This window comes from Paenibacillus plantiphilus (assembly GCF_927798095.1).
In the GTDB taxonomy this organism is placed as follows: Bacteria; Bacillota; Bacilli; order Paenibacillales; family Paenibacillaceae; genus Paenibacillus_Z; species Paenibacillus_Z plantiphilus.
This window is the reverse complement of sequence record NZ_CAKMMF010000014.1, coordinates 52,475-76,440: the sequence shown is the minus strand read 5'-3', so window position 1 is coordinate 76,440 and position 23,966 is coordinate 52,475. Positions and strand designations below refer to the sequence as shown.

Annotated in this window: 20 protein-coding genes and 1 pseudogene; 18 read left to right on the top strand and 3 right to left on the bottom strand. The window is 48.7% G+C overall.

From position 1 onward, the window contains the following. Positions 1 to 28 precede the first annotated feature (28 nt). From L6H65_RS13725 to L6H65_RS13660, 14 genes and pseudogenes are all read left to right on the top strand, one after another. Positions 29 to 157, top strand: a pseudogene (locus tag L6H65_RS13725) (hypothetical protein); the annotation flags it as partial. Positions 158 to 226: 69 nt separating this feature from the next. After that, positions 227 to 808: a TerD family protein gene (locus L6H65_RS13720; protein ID WP_236343107.1), complete on the top strand. Its 582-nt coding sequence runs from the start codon at positions 227 to 229 to the stop codon at positions 806 to 808. A gap of 70 nt (positions 809 to 878) precedes the next feature. Beyond that, a complete protein-coding gene (locus L6H65_RS13715) occupies positions 879 to 2,165 on the top strand; it encodes a TerD family protein (protein ID WP_236343106.1) in 1,287 nt (428 codons plus the stop codon). Between the two features lie 27 nt (positions 2,166 to 2,192). Next, entirely contained in the window at positions 2,193 to 2,981 is a 789-nt protein-coding gene (locus L6H65_RS13710) for a TerC family protein (protein ID WP_236343105.1), read from the top strand. Between the two features lie 138 nt (positions 2,982 to 3,119). Further along, the gene (locus L6H65_RS13705; RefSeq protein WP_236343169.1) at positions 3,120 to 4,262 is read left to right on the top strand and encodes an HpcH/HpaI aldolase/citrate lyase family protein; all 1,143 of its coding nucleotides are present in this window, start codon (positions 3,120 to 3,122) and stop codon (positions 4,260 to 4,262) included. Beyond that, a complete protein-coding gene (locus L6H65_RS13700) occupies positions 4,207 to 5,592 on the top strand; it encodes a phosphoribosyltransferase family protein (protein ID WP_307728345.1) in 1,386 nt (461 codons plus the stop codon). Before L6H65_RS13705 ends, L6H65_RS13700 begins: the two co-directional genes overlap by 56 nt. Before the next feature lie 89 nt (positions 5,593 to 5,681). Next, positions 5,682 to 6,455 carry a hypothetical protein gene (locus L6H65_RS13695; protein ID WP_236343104.1) on the top strand — a complete coding sequence of 258 codons (774 nt, stop codon included), beginning with the start codon at positions 5,682 to 5,684 and terminating at the stop codon, positions 6,453 to 6,455. A gap of 101 nt (positions 6,456 to 6,556) precedes the next feature. Beyond that, positions 6,557 to 7,654 carry a toxic anion resistance protein gene (locus L6H65_RS13690; RefSeq protein WP_236343103.1) on the top strand — a complete coding sequence of 366 codons (1,098 nt, stop codon included), beginning with the start codon at positions 6,557 to 6,559 and terminating at the stop codon, positions 7,652 to 7,654. Between the two features lie 256 nt (positions 7,655 to 7,910). Continuing rightward, the gene (locus tag L6H65_RS13685; RefSeq protein WP_236343102.1) at positions 7,911 to 8,477 is read left to right on the top strand and encodes a hypothetical protein; all 567 of its coding nucleotides are present in this window, start codon (positions 7,911 to 7,913) and stop codon (positions 8,475 to 8,477) included. 89 nt (positions 8,478 to 8,566) lie between these two features. Next, positions 8,567 to 9,169 carry a sigma-70 family RNA polymerase sigma factor gene (locus L6H65_RS13680; protein WP_236343101.1) on the top strand — a complete coding sequence of 201 codons (603 nt, stop codon included), beginning with the start codon at positions 8,567 to 8,569 and terminating at the stop codon, positions 9,167 to 9,169. Positions 9,170 to 9,273: 104 nt separating this feature from the next. Further along, a complete protein-coding gene (locus tag L6H65_RS13675; protein ID WP_236343100.1) occupies positions 9,274 to 10,497 on the top strand; it encodes an MFS transporter in 1,224 nt (407 codons plus the stop codon). A 212-nt stretch (positions 10,498 to 10,709) separates the two neighbouring features. Continuing rightward, positions 10,710 to 11,480, top strand: a complete 771-nt coding sequence (locus L6H65_RS13670; RefSeq protein WP_236343099.1) for a DUF2087 domain-containing protein — start codon at positions 10,710 to 10,712, stop codon at positions 11,478 to 11,480. Between the two features lie 32 nt (positions 11,481 to 11,512). Beyond that, entirely contained in the window at positions 11,513 to 11,935 is a 423-nt protein-coding gene (locus tag L6H65_RS13665) for a GIY-YIG nuclease family protein (RefSeq protein WP_236343098.1), read from the top strand. Positions 11,936 to 12,001: 66 nt separating this feature from the next. Next, positions 12,002 to 13,279 (top strand): MFS transporter, encoded by a 1,278-nt coding sequence (locus L6H65_RS13660; protein ID WP_236343097.1) that lies wholly within the window; start codon positions 12,002 to 12,004, stop codon positions 13,277 to 13,279. Positions 13,280 to 13,332: 53 nt separating this feature from the next. Here the strand turns inward: L6H65_RS13660 and L6H65_RS13655 are convergent, their stop codons facing one another. Then, on the bottom strand, positions 13,333 to 13,890 hold the full coding sequence (locus L6H65_RS13655; protein WP_236343096.1) for a stalk domain-containing protein: 558 nt from the start codon (positions 13,888 to 13,890) through the stop codon (positions 13,333 to 13,335). A gap of 168 nt (positions 13,891 to 14,058) precedes the next feature. On the opposite strand from L6H65_RS13655, the gene L6H65_RS13650 reads away from it, so the two are divergent. The 4 genes from L6H65_RS13650 (at position 14,059) to L6H65_RS13635 (ending at position 19,217) form a co-directional block, all read left to right on the top strand. Continuing rightward, positions 14,059 to 14,622, top strand: a complete 564-nt coding sequence (locus L6H65_RS13650) for an RNA polymerase sigma factor (RefSeq protein ID WP_236343095.1) — start codon at positions 14,059 to 14,061, stop codon at positions 14,620 to 14,622. Continuing rightward, the gene (locus L6H65_RS13645) at positions 14,619 to 16,196 is read left to right on the top strand and encodes an ABC transporter substrate-binding protein (protein WP_236343094.1); all 1,578 of its coding nucleotides are present in this window, start codon (positions 14,619 to 14,621) and stop codon (positions 16,194 to 16,196) included. The genes L6H65_RS13650 and L6H65_RS13645 overlap by 4 nt, the downstream gene beginning before the upstream one ends. Then, a complete protein-coding gene (locus L6H65_RS13640) occupies positions 16,189 to 17,538 on the top strand; it encodes an ABC transporter substrate-binding protein (protein ID WP_236343093.1) in 1,350 nt (449 codons plus the stop codon). Before L6H65_RS13645 ends, L6H65_RS13640 begins: the two co-directional genes overlap by 8 nt. A 215-nt stretch (positions 17,539 to 17,753) precedes the next feature. Continuing rightward, positions 17,754 to 19,217, top strand: a complete 1,464-nt coding sequence (locus L6H65_RS13635; protein ID WP_236343092.1) for an ABC transporter substrate-binding protein — start codon at positions 17,754 to 17,756, stop codon at positions 19,215 to 19,217. Positions 19,218 to 19,577: 360 nt separating this feature from the next. Here the strand turns inward: L6H65_RS13635 and L6H65_RS13630 are convergent, their stop codons facing one another. Together L6H65_RS13630 and L6H65_RS13625 are read right to left on the bottom strand one after the other, a co-directional pair. Then, positions 19,578 to 20,792, bottom strand: coding sequence for an efflux RND transporter periplasmic adaptor subunit (locus tag L6H65_RS13630; protein ID WP_236343091.1), 1,215 nt, complete (start codon positions 20,790 to 20,792; stop codon positions 19,578 to 19,580). Positions 20,793 to 20,815: 23 nt separating this feature from the next. After that, positions 20,816 to 23,917 carry an efflux RND transporter permease subunit gene (locus L6H65_RS13625; RefSeq protein WP_236343090.1) on the bottom strand — a complete coding sequence of 1,034 codons (3,102 nt, stop codon included), beginning with the start codon at positions 23,915 to 23,917 and terminating at the stop codon, positions 20,816 to 20,818. Positions 23,918 to 23,966 lie beyond the last annotated feature (49 nt).

Sequence of the window (23,966 nt, the reverse complement as noted above, 5' to 3'; positions counted from 1 at the left end):
TGTCAATTAGTCTTAGGGTCAGAGGGTAGAATTAACGAAGTCGAATCCCGGAGTATCGTCTGTTGTTGTTGGACTTTGTTGGAATATTCATAAGTATGACGGTGGGACGGGATTTGACCTCGATGCGACAGCCTTTAACAGTGTCGTATTCATCTGAGTCAGAGGATTATGCACAGATTTCGGAGTTCAGCTGTATCACAAATAGACTGAGGGCGAGGGATTGCGAGTGAGCATTAATTTATCTAAAGGACAACGCATCGATCTAACAAAATCCAACCCAGGTTTAACAAAGGTTATCATTGGTTTGGGCTGGGATACGAACCGTTACTCTGGTGGACATGCATTCGACCTTGACGCAAGCGCATTTCTGCTGCATGCGGATGGCAAAGCCAAAGGAATAGAAGACTTCGTCTTCTACAACAACCTGACTGCAGGCAATGGCTCTGTTACACATACAGGTGATAACCGCGACGGTGAAGGCGATGGCGACGATGAGCAAATCAAGGTGGACTTCTCCAAGGTTCCTCCTCAAACCGATCGTATTGGAATAACCGTAACGATTCATGATGCTGCTGCACGCATTCAGAATTTCGGTCAAGTAAGCAATGCATTTGTCCGTATTGTTGATGAGGCGACGAATCGGGAGATTCTCCGCTATGACTTGGGCGAGGACTTCTCAGTTGAGACTGCTGTAGTGGTCTGCGAGCTATACCGTCATGGAGCGGATTGGAAATTCCAGGCCGTAGGCTCAGGCTTTTCTGGCGGACTTCATGCGCTTTGCCAAAACTACGGACTAGATGTGCAATAGCAATGTCCGAGGGGCTGTGAAGCGATTCGCACAGCCCCATACTACATACTAAACAAAAAGGGTGACTGACGTGTCCGTTAGTATGATTAAAGGCCAAAAAGCCGATATTACAAAAACCAATCCATCCGTGGCTTCACTGGTCATCGGAATGGGGTGGAGTCAAAGTCAGGTTGAGCTTGACTTCTCAGCATTCATCTTGGGCGGGAATGGCAAGGTAACCCGCGATGAAGATTTGATTTTCTATGGCAATCCATCTGGAGCGGGAGGTTCTGTTTCTATTAATGCGAACAAACAGCCTTTCGCAGGTGTGACTGACAACGAACAGCTAGCCGTTCAGTTTCGGAACATACCATCGCAATACGAGCGTATTGCGCTCACTTTGACTGTATACGAAGGAGAGCAGCGCAGGCAAAGCTTCTCTTCGGTTCAAAATTGTTACCTTCGGATTCTGGATGGCAGCTCTGGAAGCGAACTGATCCGATTCAACCTCGAAAATTCTTTCTCCGTCGAGACAGCGATTGTCGTCGGAGAGTTGTATAGACATAACGGGGAGTGGAAGTTCTCAGCTATCGCATCCGGTTTCTCAGGCGGTCTTGCTGATCTATGCAAAAACTACGGTATTGAGGTCAAAGCAGACACATCGCCACCACCGGCATCGAACCCTACTCCACCGCCACCACCTGTTGTTCAGCCGCCAAGAGTCGAGAGTAGTCCTCCGCCTGTACCGCCAGTACAGCCGCCAGTGAACAATCCGGTTAATCTGAACAAGATTGAGCTGAAGAAGCGCGGCGATTCCATTAATCTGCAGAAGAATGGTCCGCTAGGCGAGCTTCTCATTAACTTGAATTGGAATCAGACCCAGAAGAAGAAGGGCTGGTTCGGAATGAGCAGCGGAGGAGTCGATCTTGATCTGGCTTGTCTCTATGAGCTTAAGAATGGAGATAAGGGAGTCGTTCAGGCATTAGGCGAAGCGTTCGGCAATTTGCAGCGCGCTCCGTTCGTCGAGCTTGACGGTGATGATCGCACAGGATCGGTCAAGACAGGCGAGAACATTCGCATCAACGGCAACAGGCTGACGGATATCAAGCGTATTCTGGTGTTCACCTTTATTTACGAGGGCGCGACCAACTGGTCGGAGGCCGATGGCGTTGTTACCTTGAAACAAAGCGGCGGGCCTGATATTATCGTAAGAATGGACGAGCATAATAACAGCAAAGGCATGTGCGCCATTGCTCTCATTAAGAATGTGAATGATCAAACCTTCAGTATTGAGCGTCTTGTTCAATTCTTTTCCGGACACCGCGAGCTGGATGAAGCATTCAACTGGGGTCTAAGATGGAAAGCAGGCTCAAAATAATCGGCACTCATTTGGAGGAGTAGCAACATGGTAGAGTTTTTCGATAGTCTAATTAATAACTTCGGTAATTTTTTCAACTGGGATACGATAGTTGCAACGATGTCGGATCCGACAAGCTGGGGAATTATCGGTACGCTTGTTGTTCTGGAAGGGCTCTTGTCTGCTGATAATGCTCTGGTGCTTGCTGTCATGGTTCGTCACTTGCCTAAGGAACAGCAGAAGAAGGCGTTGTTCTACGGGTTGCTTGGTGCGTACGTATTCCGGTTTATAGCCATTGGGGTCGGTACATATCTGGTCACGATAGATTGGATCAAGATTGCGGGCGGTCTCTACTTGCTCTGGATCGCATTGAGTAATTTGTTTGATCTGGAGTTTAAGCTGTACAAGAAGGCCATTCCCTATATCGGCCGTAAAAACGATGGTGAAGATGGAGAGATCGAGAACAAAGGCCATGGCTTCTGGCGTACGGTTCTGGCAGTCGAGATGATGGATATCGCATTCAGTATCGACAGCGTGCTCGCAGCCTTCGGTGTCAGTCAAGAAGTGTGGGTACTGTTCGTCGGCGGTCTCCTTGGCGTATTGATGATGCGGGGAGTTGCGCAAGTATTCCTCAAGCTGATCGAGCGTTATCCAGAGCTTGAGAAAGCTGCTTTCATCCTCATTGTTGTAATCGGATTGAAAATGATCGTTGGCGTTTATGGTATTCATGTAGAACATGTTTATTTCTTCTCGCTGCTGATCGCAATTTTCGCCGGCACGATGATCTTGAGTATTGTGCGGAGAAAAAGACGCGCTTCCCAATCCTCACAAAAATGATTGGCCTGCAATGACAATATCCCTCCTGTAACGGAGGGATATTTTTTAAAAGTGCTTTTAAGAAGGAGGCGAACCTATCTGCGATATTTTAACTATTTGACAGCTGAGGAAGAGAAAAATTTGTTTCATTTATCTCCGATGTCTTTTGACAACAACTCAGAGAAGGAAATGCTGGCTCATGCAGTAGGCGCAGCCTTATACATGCCCGCGACCCGTCAGACCATTGCCGAGGATCTTCTGATGGGCAAGATTGAGGGACTTGTCTCTATGGTCATTGATCTTGAAGATGCTATTGGAGATTATCAGATTGATATAGCGGAAGATTCACTGGTACAGCAGTTATTTCGAATTGCTTCCTATATTGAGAACGGATTAATGAGTTTGCATCAATTGCCGCTTATATTTATTCGTGTGCGAACGTCAGAGCAACTGCAGCGTGTTATGGACAAGCTGGAAGAGAGTCTTGAGCTGATTACCGGATTTGTGTTTCCTAAATTTTCCGCACACAGCGGGGTGAGCTATTTTGAAATCATCGATCATTATAACCGTAACCAAGCCAATAATCGTCCGGTCTTATACGGAATGCCGATATTAGAAACCTCTGATGTTATTTTCAAAGAGTCGCGATTAAAAGCTTTGCTGGAAATTAAGTCGGTTCTGGATCTTTACTCCGATTGTGTATTGAATGTCCGGATAGGAGCAACCGATTTCTCAAGCTTATTCGGCCTGAGGCGCAGCGCGGATATGACCATCTATGATATTGGACCTATTCGGGATTGCATGGCGGACATCGTTAATTTATTCGGCAGAATGCCGGATGGCCAAGTTATTTCGGGGCCGGTATGGGAATATTTCAAGAGTGATCGTGTGTTCAAATCCCAGCTGCGGGAGTCGCCCTTCAAAGAAACGATGGGTTCGATTGGACGCAAGGTGCGCAAGGAGTTTATTAACGGCTATATGGATGGACTGCTTCGTGAGGTCGTTCTGGACAAAGAGAACGGCATTATCGGGAAGACGATCATTCATCCTACCCATATTAAGCCTGTCCAGTGCCTTTATGCCGTGACGCACGAGGAATATATGGATGCAACGACGATTCTTGCGAATAACAATGGATTTCTTGGTGTACTTAAGAGTCAGTATTCGAACAAGATGAATGAGATCAAACCACATTTAAATTGGGCCAGGCGGATTGTGATCCGCTCAAAAATATACGGGGTGTTACATGAACAGCATAACTTCACAAGCCTTCTCACACAATCAGAAGAAGTATACGTATAACATTGCCGGCAATCTGGAAGTGTCGATAACGGTACAGCGCAATCCTTTTGACCTGCCGTTGGATACGCTGTTCAAGATGGCGGCGCGAATCAATAAGAAGCGAAGCTTTCTGTTCGTCAGCAAAGTGCTGGGCAAGCATATTCCTGTTCATCCGCATGTGTCGCTGCTCGCTGGAGCAGCGCTGGGAATTCTATATGCGGAGCTGCTCGGTCAGAAGTCCGAGGTAAGCATGGGGGAAATTGTGCAGGCCTTTACTGAGCCTGAGACGGCAGGGGACGTATATCGCCGTTTGAAGACAGCGCCAATTGTGCTGGATGAGCCGACGACCTTTATCGGATTTGCAGAGACGGCAACTGCTCTGGGGCACAGCATGTACGACCTGTTTGCAGGTCCGGCGAGGTTTCTGCATACGACACGGGAAATGATAGCGGAGCTTCAGTCCGTGATCAGCTTTGAAGAGGAGCATTCTCACGCAACCTCCCATCGCTGTTATGCAGCTGATTCGCAATTCTTCGACGGTAATACGCCGATTGTACTTGTTGATGACGAGATGACAACAGGGAAGACAGCGCTAAATATCATTAGGGAGCTTCATGCCAGATTCCCAAGAAAAACCTATGTTGTGGCGAGTCTGCTTGATTGGAGATCAACTGCCGACAGAGCGAAGTTCGAGGAGCTTGAACGTGAGCTGGATATTGAGATTCCTTGTCTCTCTCTTCTGGAAGGAACGATTGAAGTGCGTGGAGTACCAGTTCTTCCAGAGAATGAAACGCCGCCGGCGCCAGTCTCATCTTCTGTTGCTACTGTAATTAAGCATGTATCTGTAGCTGCACAATTCGGGCATATGAATGCGACCTCTCTTATTCCAGATGGTGATTCCAACGAATTGCCTTATGTAATGGGTACAGGGAGATTTGGACTTCAGCAGGAAGACAATCAGAAATTAGAGGAGAGTTGCGCGGCCACGGCCGGGATTCTCAAGCTGGAGAGGAAGGGTGCGCGTACGCTATGTCTCGGTACTGGTGAATTCATGTTCCTGCCGATGCGGATTGCCGCTATGATGGGCGAAGGCGTCTATTATCAATCGACAACTAGAAGCCCGGTCCATCCGGTTCCTAGTGAGGGATATGCGATTCAAACTGCGTTTGCTTATCCTTCCCTGGATGATCCCGGTGTCATCAACTATTTGTACAATGTGCAGGATGGGATGTATGATGACTTATTTATCTTTATCGAGCGAGAGATGCGTCAGGAACGTATTGACTCGCTCGTTCGAATCGTGGAGCAGCTCGGCTTTAAGCAGGTAAATCTGGTCGTATTTGCCTCATAGAAGATAAACAGATAAACAGCGTATGATGAAGCAAAGTATCAAGGTATAATAGATATAATCGAATTTGTTGCAGTGGGGAGGTAATGCTTATGCAATTTCGAACAAGAAGCATATTGTTGTATGGATTGATTGGTTATCTCATTGGACTCGTGTTCTATAATGTTTTTCCATCTTATATTACGATGGCGATTCCGATGATTGCTTTGGTAGCCGGAGCGATTCGTTCCAAACGAAAAGAGAGCGGCCTGCCTCCTTCATCGCCAGCTTCAACTTTGCCTTCCGGTGAGCCAATGCCGACAGCAGTTCCGGTCTCGACGTCGTCTGCGCCAATCAATTTGGGCCCCCCATCCGGATCGCAGCAGCGGCAGCAATCACAACAGCAATCACAACAGCAATCACAGCAATCACAACAATCACAGCAATCACAACAGCTGCAACGGCAGCACTCTGATCCGCCTATGGATGATGGAATGCGCGAGACGATGGAATATATCGTATTGATCGAGGAGATGGTCATATCCGAGGGGCAGAAGAACAATCTCGACGATGAGATTGTAGAGAAGACGCTATCGCTGCTTGCGCGTATACACCGTATCTTTCCACAGCTGGTCGAGCTGGACAATGCCGATATTAATCACAATATGAAACGGCTGGTACTTAGGGATTTGAATGGGTTTGTCACGCCATTCCTGAAGCTTAGCGGCGAGATGAAGCGCCAGAACCGCCGTCTTCTGCTTGATGGTCTGAAGGATATCAGATCCAAGATCAATGCCTATGTCGAAACACTTGAGCAAAAGGATCTGGTGGAGCTGCAGACAAAAGCGGATATTATTCATCAGCGTTACAGTACGAGGCAGTTTTAGATCCTTTGAGCTGAAGTCTTAGACTTGTGAGTCGATCTCCACTCGCTGCTTAGGCGGAAGTAACGAGGTCAGTTATCCAACAACATATAGGAGGGGAAGTCATGTCAACACAACAGATTCAGCTGAAGGAAAATGATCTTGTGAAAGTTGAGAAGGAAGCAAATGATCTGCTCACTAAAGTATCAGCCACAGAAGATACGTTCCAACTCGACAGTCTCATGGATGAGATTGGCAAGCTTGGGCAAAGGACGCAGGAGAAGGCCGGCCAATCGCTCAAGATGCTGGAGCGTCCTGTTTCTGAACTGATGTCTGGCAAGCGCTCCGAGGTGTCGGGCAGTATACTCAAGCTTCGGAATGAAGTGGAGAGCCTGAGCCAGAGCAAGCAGCTTGGTTTCTTCGAGAAGCTGCTGCGCAAGAGCCCCATCAAAAATTACATCTACAAATATCAATCCGTCAAAACGAATGTCGAAGCGATAACGAACTCGCTGCGTCACGGTAAGGATACGCTCGTCGAGAATATTGTATACATGAAAAATTTGAAGAAAATGTCGGTTGATGAGATCTATAATCTTCAACAGCGCATCGTGCTTGGCAACAAGCTCAAGGACATGTTTGAGCAGGAAATTGCTAAATCTGATCCACAGCGCAAGACGCATCTCGAACGCGGGCTTCGCAAGGTTGTAACGCGCATTCAGTCGATGACAGAGATGATTATGCTGTACCATCAAGCCATCGCTGCCTCCGATATTATTAATGACAATAATGATAAGCTGATTGATGCGGTTGACGGCACGATCGATAAAACGCAGCATCTGATTACGGTATCTGCAATGATCTCGCTGGCGCTGCAGGATCAGGTCGAGACGATTAATGCCGTTAATTCCGCGAACAAAACACTTCAGGATCAATTTACGGAGAACGCCCGCTTGCTTCGCCAGACGACGGAGACGACGACTGATCTGCTCTCCAAGCCATCGATGTCGATGGAGGCGATTAATCAAGCGATTGGCGATTTGACAGCTGCAATGGACCTGTACGAGCAGTCCAATCGCAAGATCATTCAGAATGCAACGGAATATACAACGCATATGACGAAAATCAATACAGAGCTGAAGGGTCGCCTGGGGCTTGAGCCAGGCTCGAAGGAAGCGCTGAACAAGGCTTCTGCTTCGAACGAGACTAGTTCTTTGCTGGACTAGCGAGGCTGAATAGAGGCTAGTCTAGTAGCATACAACAGGCTGCCGCACCATACAATAGATTAATTTTATTGGAATGGGGTGGTCCCTTTGGTTGGTGCTTTATCGGCTGCCGGTCTAATAATCGTTCTTATTCTGGTGGCGAGCTATGAGAAGGCTAGCGCAATTATGCAGCAATAGAAGCACGACTATTCCTTTTTTGTCCAATCTGTTTTAATATAAGAGGATAGCGCTCTTCAAACGGGTTGGAGGTCAGAATATGCTGGATTTTGAATTTGAGATCATTGATGAGAATACGATTAATCTTCGTTATCAGTATGGCGGAGAATGGTTGACGTTCAACCTGTTTCTAAGAGAAGGAGATTGGATTCTTCATCCGTTCCAAGGCATATTGCTTCAGAACCGCGATATGTGCAGACTCGTTGTGACTGATTTGCTGCAGAACAAAACCTTTCATATGATGCTGGCTAAACAACATATAACGCTCTCGTCTGTTCGTTCCTCAGTTGATTTGGGTCAGGCTGCAGCTCCCACTATAGATAGCGGTGATCGTGGCGATCGCAGAAGATATCAGCCGCAGGATGAGATATCGGATTTTATCCAGGAGCATTCCTTGGAGACGATTCATCAGATGGAGCTGGAACTGCTAGGCCGCAGAAAGACGCTTTATTCCGAGATTCTTCAGCGTATGTTCATGGATGGGATTAATCCGTCCGATGAAGAGTTTCTGGCGATTCAGAATATCGTCCGTGCATATTCCGATGCAATGAGCCGTCTCTCTGGAGACAGTGAGAGCTCCAATCAAGATAGCAAACGCAGATGGTGATGAAACGTAACCTTATATAGGTGCGTTTCTTTTTTTTCCTGTTATAATAGAAGGTAGATGTTGATGACGAACGGCGAAGGAGAATGGCGATGAACGAAGCACAACTGGTAATGTTGTCGAGACAGGGCGATCAGCTGGCTTTTAACAAGCTCGTGGAATTATATAAGGATAAGATATATAATATGGCGCATCGTATTCTAAGAAGCAAGACGGAGTGCGAGGATGTCGTGCAGGAAACGTTTCTGAAGGTATACTTGAATCTGAACCGGTTCGATGAGAATAAACGGTTTTCTCCGTGGATTTTTCATATCGGTAAAAATATATGTCTGGATTTGCTGCGCCGCAGAAAGGCGCCTGCACTGCAATTGGATCAGCCTGTACTGGCGCATTCCGATCAGAATCTGTCGCTTCACGATGTTATCCCTAATCAAGCGCCAACTCCCGAGGGAGAAGTGATTGAACGTGAATTCACCGATAAGATGGCGGAGATGATTGAGAAGCTGCCAACGAAGTATAAGAGCATCGTCCATCAACGGTATGTGCTGGAGATGTCGATGGAGGATATTAGCCGGGCGAACAATATTCCTGTTAATACGGTCAAATCACGCATTCACCGCGCCAAGGATTTCATGAAGAAGAAATGGGGCAAGACGCTTCTGTTCTACTCCATGCATCTGTTCAGCTTCTTTTGATGACGTCAGATTGTTAGCGACTCAAACGGTCAACCGTTTCCGTTGCACACGGATGCGGTTTTTTTGCTGCTCATAAAAATTGCTGGAGGAGGTTGGTTCACACAATGTCAACGATGGCTTCATCACGATCGACGGCACTTCAGGCAGGAGCCACCTATTCCATTTTGTTTGCAATCAGCTCTGTGCATATGTTGAATGATACGATGCAAGCTGCAGTGGCCGCATTATTCCCTATCCTTGAGAAATCGCTGAACCTGACGTTCAGCCAAATCGGACTTGTCGCATTCGCGCTTAATATGACTTCTTCAGTCATGCAGCCTATGGTTGGCTATTATTCAGACAAACGGCCCTCGCCGTGGATGCTGCCTATTGGCATGGCGCTCAGCCTGATTGGTATGGTTGGTCTGGCCATGGCTCCATCTTTCTGGCTCGTTATTCTAGCGGTTGTCTTCATTGGATTTGGCTCGGCGATTTTTCATCCGGAAGGCTCCCGCGTCGTGTACTTTGCAGCAGGCGGCAAACGGGGATTGGCGCAGTCCATCTATCAGGTAGGGGGCAATGCAGGCAGCTCGCTTGCTCCGCTGATGACGATCTTCATCTTCGTGCCGCTTGGCCAGCCTGGGGCAATATGGGGGACACTGCTTGCAGCAGCTGCAATTATCATCCTGCTGTGGGTTGTTCCTTGGTATCGCAAACAGCTGGCACAGCACGGGAAACCAGTGAAACGCGCACCGAAGACGGATGCAAAAGGTGTCAGCCGTGAACGGTCCATCATTATCTTCGCGCTTGTGCTCCTGCTATTTATCGTATTCGCTCGTTCATGGTATTTCTCCGGCATCGCTACGTTCTACCAATTCTTTCTGGAGAACAAATATGGGCTGTCGATGCGGGCTGCCCAGATCCCGATCTTCCTGTTCATGGCGGCTGGAGTGCTGGGCACCTTCTTCGGCGGTGTGCTTGCAGACCGATTTGGCCGGAAAAATATGATTCTGTTCTCGATTGGCGGCGCCGTTCCATTCGCACTGTTGCTGCCGCATCTGCCGCTTGCCATGGTCTATCCTGTTATCTTTGTATTAGGGTTTATTCTGCTGTCTGGCTTCTCAGTAAGTGTCGTATATGCGCAGGAGCTTCTGCCAGGCAATGTGGGAATGGCATCGGGTCTGATCACGGGACTCGCCTTCGGCATGGGAGCAATCGGCGGGCTGGTTATTGGCAAGGCTGCCGATCTGTGGGGAATCGTAGAAGTGATGAATGATGCGAGCTTGCTGCCTTTGATTGGTTTACTAGCGTTCTTTCTTCCAAAGGATCGAAGGGAAGATGTCATTTGAGTGCTGGGAGTAAATGTTGCTCTCGATTGTAGGAGATCAAGCAATGACTGGAAGAGGACGGGCCAGGGTGACACCTTTGTCTGTCCTCTTGCTGTTAAATGTATTTTATAGATATTATTTATTTTATCTAGTTTATTCGAACACTCCTCATTGATAAAAACCAAACATCATGATAATATGTCTATATATTATCAAATAAATGACGGAGGTGTTTGGTTGTGGATGTGTCCGAACACTTTTATAGCGCATCAATTGCTGAGCTGAAGCAAGGGTTTATATATGATCATGCAGTGGAAGGCTACACCTGCCTTGTTTGTGGGGAGCAGTTCGAGGAAGGAGTCGTCTATGCTGCGGGTAATCGTTATTTGGAGGCGCATAAATATGCTCGTCATCATGTGAGCGAAGCACATGGCTCTATGCTCGATTATTTGCTGGCATTGGATAAGAAGGCGACGGGTCTAACTGATTTGCAGAAACAGCTCGTTGGAGCCTTTGCTTCTGGCATGACCGACGCAGATACGGTTAAGCTTACGGGAGCGGGAAGCGCGTCTACGATCAGAAATCATCGATTCGCGCTGAAGGAGAAGGCGAAGCAGGCCAAGCTTTTTCTCACAGTAATGGAGCTGCTGGAGGATGCTACGCCGAGCGGTGAGCGATTGGTTCCCGTTCATCGTGCAGCTCCACAGGTGGATGAGCGTTATTCGCTAACACAGGATGAATATGCCGCAATGCTTGCCAAGTATCTTCCGCATGGGCTGGATGGGCCGCTAACCGGATTTCCCCGCAAGCAGAAACGGAAGGCAGCCTTGCTGCGTCATATTGCGACAAGGTTCAAGAAGGGGCGCAAGTATAAGGAAACTGAGGTTAATGAAATTCTGATTCGATTCATGGCTGAGGAATATGTCACCTTGCGTCGATATTTGATCGATTACGGCTTTCTTGGGAGAGAAAGCGACGGGAGCGCATACTGGCTTAACGTATAGCGTCGTTACAATAGAAGGAGGATCTATAGGTTATGAATAGACGTAAAGAGCTGCAGAATGAGTATGGAATGAAGAAACGAAGAATGGGTGTATTCGCTATTACAAATTTAAATAATGGGAAACGATATGTAGCATCCACATCGACACTGGATTCGGCTTGGCAGCGTGAACAGTTCACATTGACTATGGGCTCGCATGCGAACAAGGCGCTGCAAACGGATTGGAACAGCAGTGAGCTGGCGAAGTTCGAGTACGAGGAGCTTGAAGCGCTTAAGCTTGGCGATGAGGTTCGCAATGATTACAAAGATATTTTGCTGCCGGGCTCTGACGGGGTTCGACGGAATGTGGTACAATCTTACAGGGATGAGCTGCGCAAGCTGGAGCAGAAGTGGTTGGAGAAGCTTCAGCCCTACGAACCTGACGGCGGTTACAACCGCAGGCCAAGACAGCAATAATCAGGGCCATATAAGCTCCCTCGACACGCTTATTAATTTGTATAATCATAAGGAGTTGTTTCAACAATGTCTACGCATGTCGCAGCGACCGAGTCGAACACGAATGGTCAACTGCTGCGCAACCGTTTTTTTCAAACGGTACTACTATCCAACGTATTGCTCCAAATCGGCATATGGGTGCGCAACTTTGCGATCCTGCTGTATGTAACGGACAAAACCGGTGATGATCCGATTGCAGTATCGCTCATATCGGTTGCAGAATTTGCGCCGATCTTTGTCTTTTCATTCATTGGGGGGACCTTTGCGGATCGATGGCGTCCGAAATTAACGATGATATGGTGTGATATCCTGTCAGCCGTTTCTGTATTTGTCGTATTGCTGACGATAATGTTCGAAACATGGGAGGCGGTATATTTCGCAACCTTTGTCTCCGCGATTCTATCCCAGTTCTCGCAGCCGTCGGTAATGAAGCTGTTCAAGCAGCATATCCCGCCAGCACAGCTGCAAAGCGCAATGGCCATCTTTCAGACGCTGGTCGCAATATTTATGGTGCTTGGTCCAAGTCTTGGTGTTATCGTGTACAATAATTTCGATATCCATGTGTCCATAGCGGTCATGGGTGTTGCGTTTCTGCTATCTGCGCTTGTGCTGGTGCGACTGCCGAAGGATGCCCCTGTTGAGAAAGTGGATGCCAAGGAACGTCATTTGAGACGCGAGATTGCTGAAGGGTTCCGCTATGTCTGGCGCAGTCCGGTGCTCCGTACGCTATGCGGCGTATTTGCCCTTGCAGGTCTGGCTGTCGGTATCATGCAGACGCTGGGACTGTTTATTGTGACAGAGCGGCTGGGCAAGCCCAAGGAGTTCCTGCAATTCATGCTTATGATTAACGGCATCGCCATGCTGATCGGAGGAGCCTCCGTCATGCTGGTGGCGAAGAAGCTGTCTCCGCAGAAGATGCTTGCAATCGGAATGCTTGCGGGCGCGCTCTGTTCGGTTGGAATCGGTTATTCGACGAATGTTATGCTTACGCTCGTCCTGCAATTCGCGAGCGGGCTGTTCTTCCCAATCATCCAGGTTGCTATCAGCACGATGATGCTGCAATGGTCGGAGGAGTCCATCGTAGGGCGAGTGAATGGCGTATTGAGTCCGATGTTTGTAGGGATGATGGTTGTTACGATGGCTGCAGCTGGCCCTATCAAAACCGTATTGCCGCTCGTGACAATCTATTCAATTGCCGGCGGACTCATGTTCCTTGGCATGCTGCTCCTGCTGCCTATCTTCAAGTATAAGGCGCCAGAGCATGCGAGCAAGCAGCCTTCTCCTTCAGGGATGAGCGTCCATTAATAATAAGGAAACTTCAAATAACCTCCAGACTGTGCAGCCTTGCATTCTGGAGGTTATATTGTTGTAATCTGCTTTTCAGACACCAGGGACCATTCATTGGAAGAGCCAGACTTCATATAGCAGCGTACTTTATATACGCCTACACCGAAATTATATTTGTGCTCCTTGGATAGAAACCAGAAATCCTCTTTCTTCTCCTGTACACTCTTGGCGTGGATTAATTCCTCTCGGTTCATCGGATCGGTTATCGTCACTTTAATATCTGAGATTTCGGTCTTGAGGTTATCGACTTGTACCAGTACATGGAAGTTGAGCTGCTTGTTTCTATCGACATTGCCGAACATCTTCTGGTCCTGCAGCAGTATTAAATGGACGTTGGGCTTGAAGATGCTGATTTTCTTGCCGGACTCATCCCATTGGATGATGGATTGCTGGGAATTGGCAACATCGCGAACGGGCAGGTATGCAGTGCCGTCGACGACAACTCCTCGTTCTCCGAGTCCAATGCCATTGATAGTGAGGGCTATCTTCTGGCCTTCTGTAGCTGCATAAATCATGGAGCCGCCCCATAAACAAATAAGCAAGGGCATAATGATCACTTTTTTTCTCATGCGTTGTGTCAGTCCTCCTTGGTCTGTATATGAGGTTAGACCCTTACTTTTCCCATAAAGTTGCGCTAATCTAGTAAAAAAACAAAAAAATGTATATCGTAAATAAACGATACCGGAATCAGGGAACCATTGGAAGTCTGAATCGTCTATTTGTGTGAGGTGAATATCTTGCAGTTCGATTACTTGAAACATGTGACAGACGGCTTGGACCGTAACGCTGTGCTGGATGAGCTCATGCGGGCTTACGGAAAGGATGTCTGGAACTTCGCCTACTTCTTAACGCATCGAAGAGAGCTGGCAGACGATATCGCCCAGGATGTATTCATTAAGGCATATGAGCATTTATACAGCTTCCGGGGCAAATCTTCGGTCAAAACATGGCTGCTGGCCATTACCCGCAATACGGCGCGCGACGTGCTGCGGTCGGCATGGATCCGCAGAGTGACGCTCATGCCCTTCAGGCAGGAGACGACATCTCATCCTTCAGCAGAGCAGGAATCGATCGACAGGCTGATGACACAGCAGGTTTGGGCGATTGTATTCGAGCTGCCCCGCAAGCTGCGTGAGGCGCTGCTGCTGTGCAGTCACTATGGACTCTCGATGAGTGAATTGGCGGAAACGCTTCAAGTGTCGGTCGGCACGGCGAAGTCGCGACTCCATCGTGCAAGAGCTGCGGTTAACCGCAAGCTGATGGAGGAAGCGAGTATAACCGAGGAGGAAGAATGGACATGAAGGAACCGGTCAACAAATGGGAGCGTCAGCTTGCTGGCAAGCCTCCTGTTAACAATGGGTTCACCTCAGACCTTGAACATAAAGTGAGGGAACGAATTCGTATGAGACAACAGAAGAAGGGATCGGCTTTTCGCGCTGTTGCAGCGTTGATGAGCATTGTTATTATACTAGGCAGCGGCTGGTGGTTCCGCGATGACTTGAAGGAAATGCTGAATCCGGCAGAGAAGCCCCCCAAGGATGCGATGGCTGAGCTGTTGAATGATCCGCTTGGAGATAGGGAGATTGAGCTGACGGTACAGACGATGATGTACCCTGTCGATTTCTTTAAGAAGCCTTTCATAATCCGCCATCCTACGGTCACGATTAACGAGCTTGGAATCGAAATGCCGACGTTTTATAAACCTGAGAAATTCAGGGAGGCTATTGAGAAACCAGGCCAAAATATTGATCTGTACATGCTCCCCTTCGGGCAATTTGCCGCCCTTGCTGCGGAAGGAAAATTTCTGGGGATTGGCGCATTGTTCAAGAAGCACAACATTGACCTGGATTCTTATTATGAGCCGTTGACGGAACTGATGCATCTTGCAGGGGATGGGGAGCTGTACGGGTTTCCGTCGGGGTACTCCTCGAATGCGTTGTTTGTGAATAGAAAGCTGTTCGAAGAGCATGGTATTCCGCTTCCCGAGGAAGGAGATTCCATAGATGAAATTATGGATACAGCCGCAAGGTTCAAAGGAACGGGTGTGTACGGGATGTTAACTGGCAATGGCACCAGAGAGCGGAGCGGCTTGTTCGGCTTTGCAACGTTTATTGGTCAATCCAACGGTTTAAAGCTGTTCTCGGAAGAGGGCAACACCATGTCAATTTCTGCGAATACTAAAGGTTGGAAGGAAGTGTGGCAGCAGGTTTCCGAAGGCTATAAGGAGGGCTGGCTCGGGGAATCAATCTCGCCTCTCCGTAATGGAGCGTCCGCGTCTTTTATGCAGATTGTAGCGCATGAGATGTTTGCGAACGGCAAATCAGCCATGATCTTTGGCGATGGCGAATATTATAGCGATTTGACCCTCTATGGGTCATCGTCCAACAAAGAACCGATGGACTGGATTACAATTCCATACAAGATTGATCCAGCAGCAACGAATCAAGCGCAATATTTGAGCTTGCCGTTTGTATATGCGATTGATGCCAAGTCTCAGAATGTTGAAGCGGCATGGGAATTGCTCCGGTTTATCGTGGGAGAGGAAATGGCGTCCAAAAACAATCGGAAATTGGGGGAAACGCTTTACCCCGGATTGGCTGCGAATCCTTCTGCCATGAGCTCCCGGTTGGAGGAGCAGTGGAGGGGCTTCTACGGCATGAAGGCTGATCCCGCACAGGTGCTGTCTGAATCGAAGCTGATGATGGACGTGACGAAATTCACTCCCCAATCTGAAATTTATGCCTTTGCCAGGGAACAAATGCAAGCGGTCATTGACGGCTCGAAGACGGTGGAGGAAGCTTTGTCGGATTTGCAAGCCAAGGCCGATGAGCTCCTGACGAATTACAATGAGCGAGGTGCTGCGGCTGATGAATAGATACAGAAGACCGCTGGCCATGCTGCTGTCCTTTCTTATGCTTGCTGTTATGGCGGCGGGCTGCACGTCAAATACCGAAGAGGCTGCCGATGAGAAAGTTCTGAGAATTGCCGTCGATTCGGAGAATTATTACAATTATAAATACGCGGATTATATTGAAGCGGCTTTTCCCGCGCTTAAGGTTGAACTGGTCGAAATGAATCCCGAACCCGGAACATATCTGAGTGTTGCGGAGTATACGGAGAAAATAAAGAAGGAAAAGCCGGATCTCATTCTAACGAATGATTTTCAGTACAGGAGCCTTGCAACGGAAGGGCTGCTTCTGGATTTGTCAACTCTGATGACAGGTAGCGGAATGAAGGAGGATGACTTCTATACGGGTATGACGGAATTGATGAAGCGCAATGCGGATGGGAAGCTATATGGGCTTTCATCGATATTTGAGCCAACGGTTCTGTTCTATAATGAGAGCTTGTTCAAGGAGTATGGCGTCGACCCGCCAACGGGAGGCATGTCACTGGAAGAGGTATACGAGCTTGGAAGCCGGTTTGTTTCTGCGGGCGGAGGGAAGGATGGCGTGCTCGGAGTCCATCAGGCGTATTTGAATATGCCGCTCGATGTGCTTGATAAATTCGGGTCAGCGGAAGGCATTCGGTTTGTCAATTACGCGACAGGTCAAATGACAATGGAGACCCCGTTATGGCGGCATCTCATTGAGAAGGTGGTTCAGCTTTATCAATTCGGGACCTTGTCAATGGTGGAGGTGAAAGGGAAAGTAGTTGATGGTGTGACCTATTTCGACGAGAATACATCCACATTACTGGATTTATACAGCAAGGGAGAGGCGGCTATGACGGTTGCTTATTATGGCGCTTACCCTCCACAATTGGACAATGGGGACATCGTCGGTTATGTAGCTCCTCCTGTCAGCTCTTCTGACCGCCAAAGAAGCGCTCACATGTATGTCTTTACGGCTATGGCTATCGGAGCCGAGGCGGAAAATTCCGAGATGGCATGGAATGTGATGCGTTTCCTGACCAGCGATCATATGGTTAAAGTTCGGACCAAGCTGGGGACTAATGAAGGGGTCTCCACCAACAAATCATACTTGAACGTTTCCACTGATCCTGTCATGAAGCAATTGTTTGAGATAAATCCCATTATTAAACCCTCTGATGCCAAAAGCATCATTAATGAGATGAAGTTTATGGAATCATTCAGGGAGCTTATGAATACGGAGGTAGCTGCTGCAGTCAAGGGAGAACGCTCGATAGATGAGCTGATCGCCACATTGCAGAAGGAGGGACAGTCGCTGTTGGAGGTCAATAAAAAACCCGAGTAGCAGATCATACATGCGACATCGCATCAGGCGTAATTATGAAGAAAGCCTCCATTCCACCTCGACGGGTGGCTGGAGGCTTTCTTGCGATACACAAAAGAGGCGGGTGAAAAATTAGGGAACTATTGGAAGTCTGCATCGTCTATTTGTGTAAGGTGTGACAGACGGCTTGGAACGGCACCTCAAACCTTGAACATAAAGTGAGGGAACCTATTCGCATGAGTAAAAGAAAGAGCAGTACGGCTGTGCGCACTGTTGCAGCACTAATGACGGTGATTATAATACTAGGCAGCGGCTGGTGGTTCCGCGATGACTTGAAGGAAATGCTGAATCTTACAGAGAAACCGGAGGATGCACTGGCTGAGCTGTTGAATGATCCGTTCGCGGATAAGGATATAACGTTAACCGTCCAGACGATGTTGGATCTTAATTTCGATCCATTCAAGAAGCCGTTCATTATCCGCCATCCTTCTGTCACGATTAATCTGCTTGGTTTGGAAATGACAACGCTGTACGAGCCTGATAAGTTTAAGGCGTACATGGAGAAATCGGATCAGACTATTGATCTGTACATGCTTCCCCTTAAGCAGTTTACTATCCTTGCTGCGGAAGGGAAGTTGAAGGGTTTGGATGCATTGTTCAAGAAGCATGACATTGATCTGGATTCCTATTATCCGCCTTTAGTGGATCTGATCCGCCTTGCGGGAGATGGGGAGCTGTATGGATTTACAGCGGGTTACTCGTCTACTGCGTTGTTCGTGAACAGAAAACTATTCGAAGAACATGGTATTCCGCTTCCTGAAGAAGGAGATTCGTTGGATGAAATTCTTGATACAGCTGCAAGGTTCAAAGGAACAGGTGTATACGGTATGGCAACGGGCAGCGGTTTTACAAACCGTGGATTGTCTCAATTTACAGCCTTTATTGGGCAATCCAACGGTTTAAAGACGCTCACGCTGGAGAAAAACAGATTGACGGCTTCCCTCAACTCCAAGAGTTGGAAGGAAGTATGGCAGCAGGTTGCTGATGGCTACAAGGATGGCTGGCTGGGGGAGTCGCCTCCGATTAATTGGAACGCGGGATCAGTAACGCATAATCAGATATTTGCACAAGAGCTGTTTGCCAATGGAAAAACGGCTATGACCATTGGCGATGGAGCTTACTACAGGGATTTGAGCCTCTATGAGTCAAGGGAGGGCGGCACATCGCTCGATTGGATTACTATCCCATATGAGATTGACCCGGCAGCAACGAATCAATCGAACTATCTGGGCACAGGATTTGTCTATGCGATCAATGCCAAATCGCAGAATGCTGAAGCGGCTTGGGAATTGCTTCGATTTATTGTAGGTGAGGAAATGGCGGTCAAAAATGATCGAATAACGGACAATCAACCTTTTGATGCCAGTTTAGCGGCAAATCCCTCTTCAATGAAATCACTGCCAGAGGAGAAGTGGAGGGGCTTCTACGGTATGAAGGCAGATCCTGCACATGTTTTATCTGAAATACAGGTTGTGTCGGACAAATATTATGGCATTGCTCGTGACGAATTTTTCAAGCTTTCCAAGGAGCAGTTGAATGCGGTTATCGATGGCTCGAAGACGATAGATGACGCTCTATCAGATCTGCAAGCCAAGCTTGATGAATACCTGTTGAATTATGGTGAGCGAGGTGCTGGTTGAGATGAAGTATATGGAACGTTCAGGGAGCTTGTGAATACGGAAGTAGCTGCTGCAGTCAAGGGAGAACGCTCGATAGATGAGCTGATCGCCACATTGCAGCGTGAAGGGCAGACACTTCTGGATGCTAATAGAAAGCTGGAATAGGTGCGGCTGCAGAACGGTTCACTTCCGCTTCTAACTATTCCGGTTTCAAGCAATTAAAATTAGAAAGCCTCCATTCCACCTCGACGGGTGGCTGGAGGCTTTCTTGCGGAGCACAGCTCCATCTTTGGATGCTGCTAACAGCACAGCACGCAGTTGCAGAACCATGCTGCTGCAGCAGTGAATCACTCGATGCGCACGGCAGAGCCTGGGGCAGCGCTATTGCAGTTGCGATGCCTCCAGCGTTTGGCCGTCCTTGAGCGTCTGCTGGCCTGTGACGACGAGCTTCTCACCGACCCTCAGCCCGGTCAATACCTCTTGGAACGTATCGTTGATCCGTCCCAATGTCAGGTTCCTCTTGACTGCCTTGCTGCCATCAAGGATGTAAACATACGTTTCATTGCTCTCGCGGATAATGCTGATTGACGGAATGGCGATGACGGTTTCTTCATCCGGTGTCGTAAGCTGGATATGCACTCTGGAGCCAGGCTGCAGGAGGCCGTCCTTATTGTCGGCTTCCATCTCCAGTGCGTACAATCTCGTATTCGGATCAGGCAGAACGCCGATATGCATAATTTGAGCTTTGCTCTTCGCAGCCTCATTGCTGGAATTGTAATAGACGATCTCCGATTTGTTTCGTGTCAGATTGGCGGCATTGGCGGTCAAATTAGCCCGAAGGTTGACCTTCTCCATATTGTGCACGGAGCCGATGACAGCGCCAGGGGATACATCGGCACCTACCTGCAGCTTCAAGTCTGCGAGCAGTCCGCTTGCCGGTGCGACAATGTTATATTGCTCCAGTGCGAGCTCTGCCGTCTCCAGTGACAGCCTGGCTGACTCGACTGACGAATCGTGGGAGATGACGGGATTGGTATTGTCCAAATCCTTCAGCTGCTGCTTGGCGATATCCAGATTGCGCCGGGTTTCTTCCGTAACGCTTTCCTCTTGTCGTACCTGCTGCTTCAATTGATCCTCCAGCTGCTTGATGCTGTTCACCATCTTCTGGCGATTCGCTTTGAATTCGGCAGCAGCGCTGGCCTTCGTATTCCTTGCGCTATCTAGCGCCAAGAGCGCTCTTTCCTTCTCCAACTGGGCATTGCGACTATCCAAGCGGGCAATTATGTCCCCCTTCTTGACCAGTGAGCCGCTTTTCTTGAGCAGGGCTACGACTGTCCCAGATGTTTTGGCTGTCAAATCAAGCTTAACGGATGCGTTGACCTCGGCGATTCCTACGCGCGGCTCACCCATGCTATGCTTGCTTATTGCCTCTACTTTGATAGCGGGCTTCGCCGCCGCGGCTGTTGCTTCAGCATCTGCAGCTGGTGTCTCGGCAGCCTGCGAGCAGCCTGCCGCCAGTACGGTGAGCGCGAGCAGAAGGCTCAATGTTCGTAATTTAAAGCGTTTGTTTGTATGGTGCAATGGCTTCTTTATCATTCGATATATCCTCCATTCATGATTTACAGCTTCATGGTTGTTTCAGTTGGTCTGGTTTTGTCGCGGTTGATTATTCTGGCGAATCTTTCCTTGAATGCCTCAATCCATTCGTATACGACTGGAACGACTACGAGAGTGAGCAGCGTAGACGTAATTAGTCCGCCGATAACGACAACAGCCAATCCTTTGGAGATTAGGGTGCCGTGGGAGAAGCCGAGTGCTAGCGGGATCATCGCCGCGATGGTCGCCCCTGCTGTCATAATAATCGGACGCAGCCGGATTTTACCTGCTTCGATCAGCGCTTCTCTTGCTGTATAGCCCTCTTTTCTCAGCTGCTGCGCGTAATCCAGAAGGACAATTGCGTTGGTAACGACAATCCCGATCAGCATCATAAAGCCGATGAGTGAGGTTATATTGATGGATTCTCCAGTGACAAGCAAGCCAAGCAATCCGCCGATAACGGCAAGCGGCAAGGAGAACAGAATTGCGAATGGCGTGCCCGCGTTGCCGAAGGACAGTACCATGATTAAATATACGATGGCGATAGCAACCGCCATGGCGGCGAACAATTGGCCGAAGCCCTCGTTAATATCTTCGCTAACGCCTTTCACCTCAGTTGTTACGCCAGAAGGAAGATCGAGCTTGTCCAGAGCCGCAGATACGTTGGCGCTGATCGCTGCTTTGTCTGGGGAATCGATGGATGCGGTCACTTTCACCATCTGCTTCTGACGTTCCCGTTCCAGAGCAAGCGGGGCCAGCACCTTACTCAGCTTGGCAACCTCGTTCAGGTACACGGTTCCGCCAGCAGGTGTCTTGATCGGAAGCTGGCCCAATGAATCGATCGTTTCCTTGTCTTCCGGAGCGAGCTCGATCTTCGTCTTGTATACGACATTGTCGAATCGCAGATCGCCAAGCTCGTGTCTGGCGATCCATCCGCCTACAGTTGCCTGGATGTGCTCGGCACTTAAGCCGTACACTCTGGCAGCAGAACCATTGACTGCAATTTGCAGCTCTGTCTTGGCATCCCCAAGGCTGGTCTTCACGCTCTTGATTTCCGGGAACTCCTTCAGCTTCTCTTCAACTAAGAGAGCGGCCTGTTCAATGGCCTGCTGGTCGCTGCCATACAGTACGTAGGAGAAGTCGGTTCCGCTGTATCCGCTGCCGCCAGCGAGCGAGCCCGGTATTACTTTGGAGCCAGCAGGCAGATCGGCGGCGATGAGGGTCTGATACTGCTCTTGCACAGCTGCAGGGTCGCCATTCTCTTGCACCTCGGTTATAATCTCGATGGCGAACGGAACGCGTTCTGAACTCCAGTCGTAGCCGACCAATGCTTCTACGAAGGTAAATAACGGCTTGCCGTCGGCGCCTTTGGCGGCAGCCATCTTGGCTTCGATGTCTTGAGCCAGCTGATTCGTGCTATCGAACGGTGTTTCATACGGAAGCTTAATGGAGTAGTTCATTTGTCTTGTCACTTGCCCGTCGGGCAGGAAGGTGACGGCCAGATTCGGTATCGTTAGTACGATCGTCGCAATGAGCATAACGGTCGAGAGCAGCATTGTTTTTATTCTGTGAGACAGGCACCACTTGAGAATGCGCTCATAGAAGGTCACTATTTTGCCATCGTTAAGCTCATGTGAATGGTCCGACTTCCAGCCGCGAAGCACCATCAGCTTGGCAAGCATTGGAATGACGGTTAGTGCGACGAGCAAGGAAGCCAGCAGCGCACAGGCTACTGTCAGGGCAAACGGGCGGAAGAAGCCCCCGATAATGCCGCTTACGAAGGCGATCGGCAGAAACACGCCGGCTGTTACGAAGGTAGAGGAGCTTATGGCCATTGCTACCTGCTTGGTGGCGAGCAGAATAACGGATTCGTTGCGCTTTTGCGCTTTTTGCAGATTGGTGTAGATGCTCTCGATAACGACGATGCTGTCATCTACAATCCGTCCGACTGCGATAAACATACCGCCCAGTGACATAATGTTCAGGGTAATATTCATCGCATGCATCATCATTAATGTAATGAGGATGGAGAGAGGGATCGATACCAGAACAATGATCGTCATCCGCACGTTGCGCAGAAACAGGAGGATCATCAATGATGCCAGCGCGACACCGATGAAGCCTTCCTGAAGCAGGCCGCTGATGGACTCGTTCACTTCATCTGCGCTGTCGAACACTTTATTGATCTGGACATCAGGATATTGCTGCTCCCACTGTGCGATCAATGCATTCGTCTCATTCGAGAACTCGACTGCGTTGGCGGCGCTTGACTTATAGAGATGGACGCCGATAGCCGGCATGCTGTCCATACGAGCGATAAACGCGGAGTCGCTGATCATTGTAATTCGGGACACGTCTTTCAGGAGAAGCACTTGTCCGCTCGGTGCGGTAATTTCCATATTCTCTAAATTATAAATGCTATCCAGATCGCCCTTGACACGGACAATTTGGGTGTTGCCGTCGAGCTTGACCGTTCCGATGGAACCGTTCTGCAGAGCGGCTTGTATCGCTTCTGCTATGTATGGAAGTGTCATGTCATAAGGAATTAGGGCATCGGCATCAAGCTGGATATCCAGTGATGAGGTACGGCTTCCGATGGAATCGATATGGTCAATGCCGTTAATCGCTTCGAAACGAGGCTTTAGCTCTTCCTCGTAAATTCTGTCCAGCTCGGATTGTGTCATGTCATTCTCGGCATTAACCGAAAGATAGTAGGCTGGAATCGATGCATATCCGAGTGTGGACACTTTAGGTCTTCCAGACTTGGAGGGCAGGAAGACCTCCTGCATGAGACTATCGAGATCCTGCTTCTTCTTGTCGATATCGACACCGTCCTGCTTGAATTGCACGATGACGGTGGACATGTTGTCACTTGAGGCGGATGAGATCATATCAAGGTCCGCGATGTTGGCGATCTTATCCTCGATCGGCTTGGTGACAAGGTTCATAACATCCTGCGGTGAAGCTTGATAAGGGGTCGTAATTATAATAATTGGAAACGATACATCAGGCATATTCTCGGTCTTGAGCGAGCTTCCTGAGTATAGGCCGCCTCCGAATAAAATAGCAATGATAATAAGCATGGCTGCTACTTTGCTCATGGAAAAGCTGATTAATGCTTTCAATCGGTTATCCTCCCGTTCTGCTTCTACTGAATCTTGATTTCATCTGCCT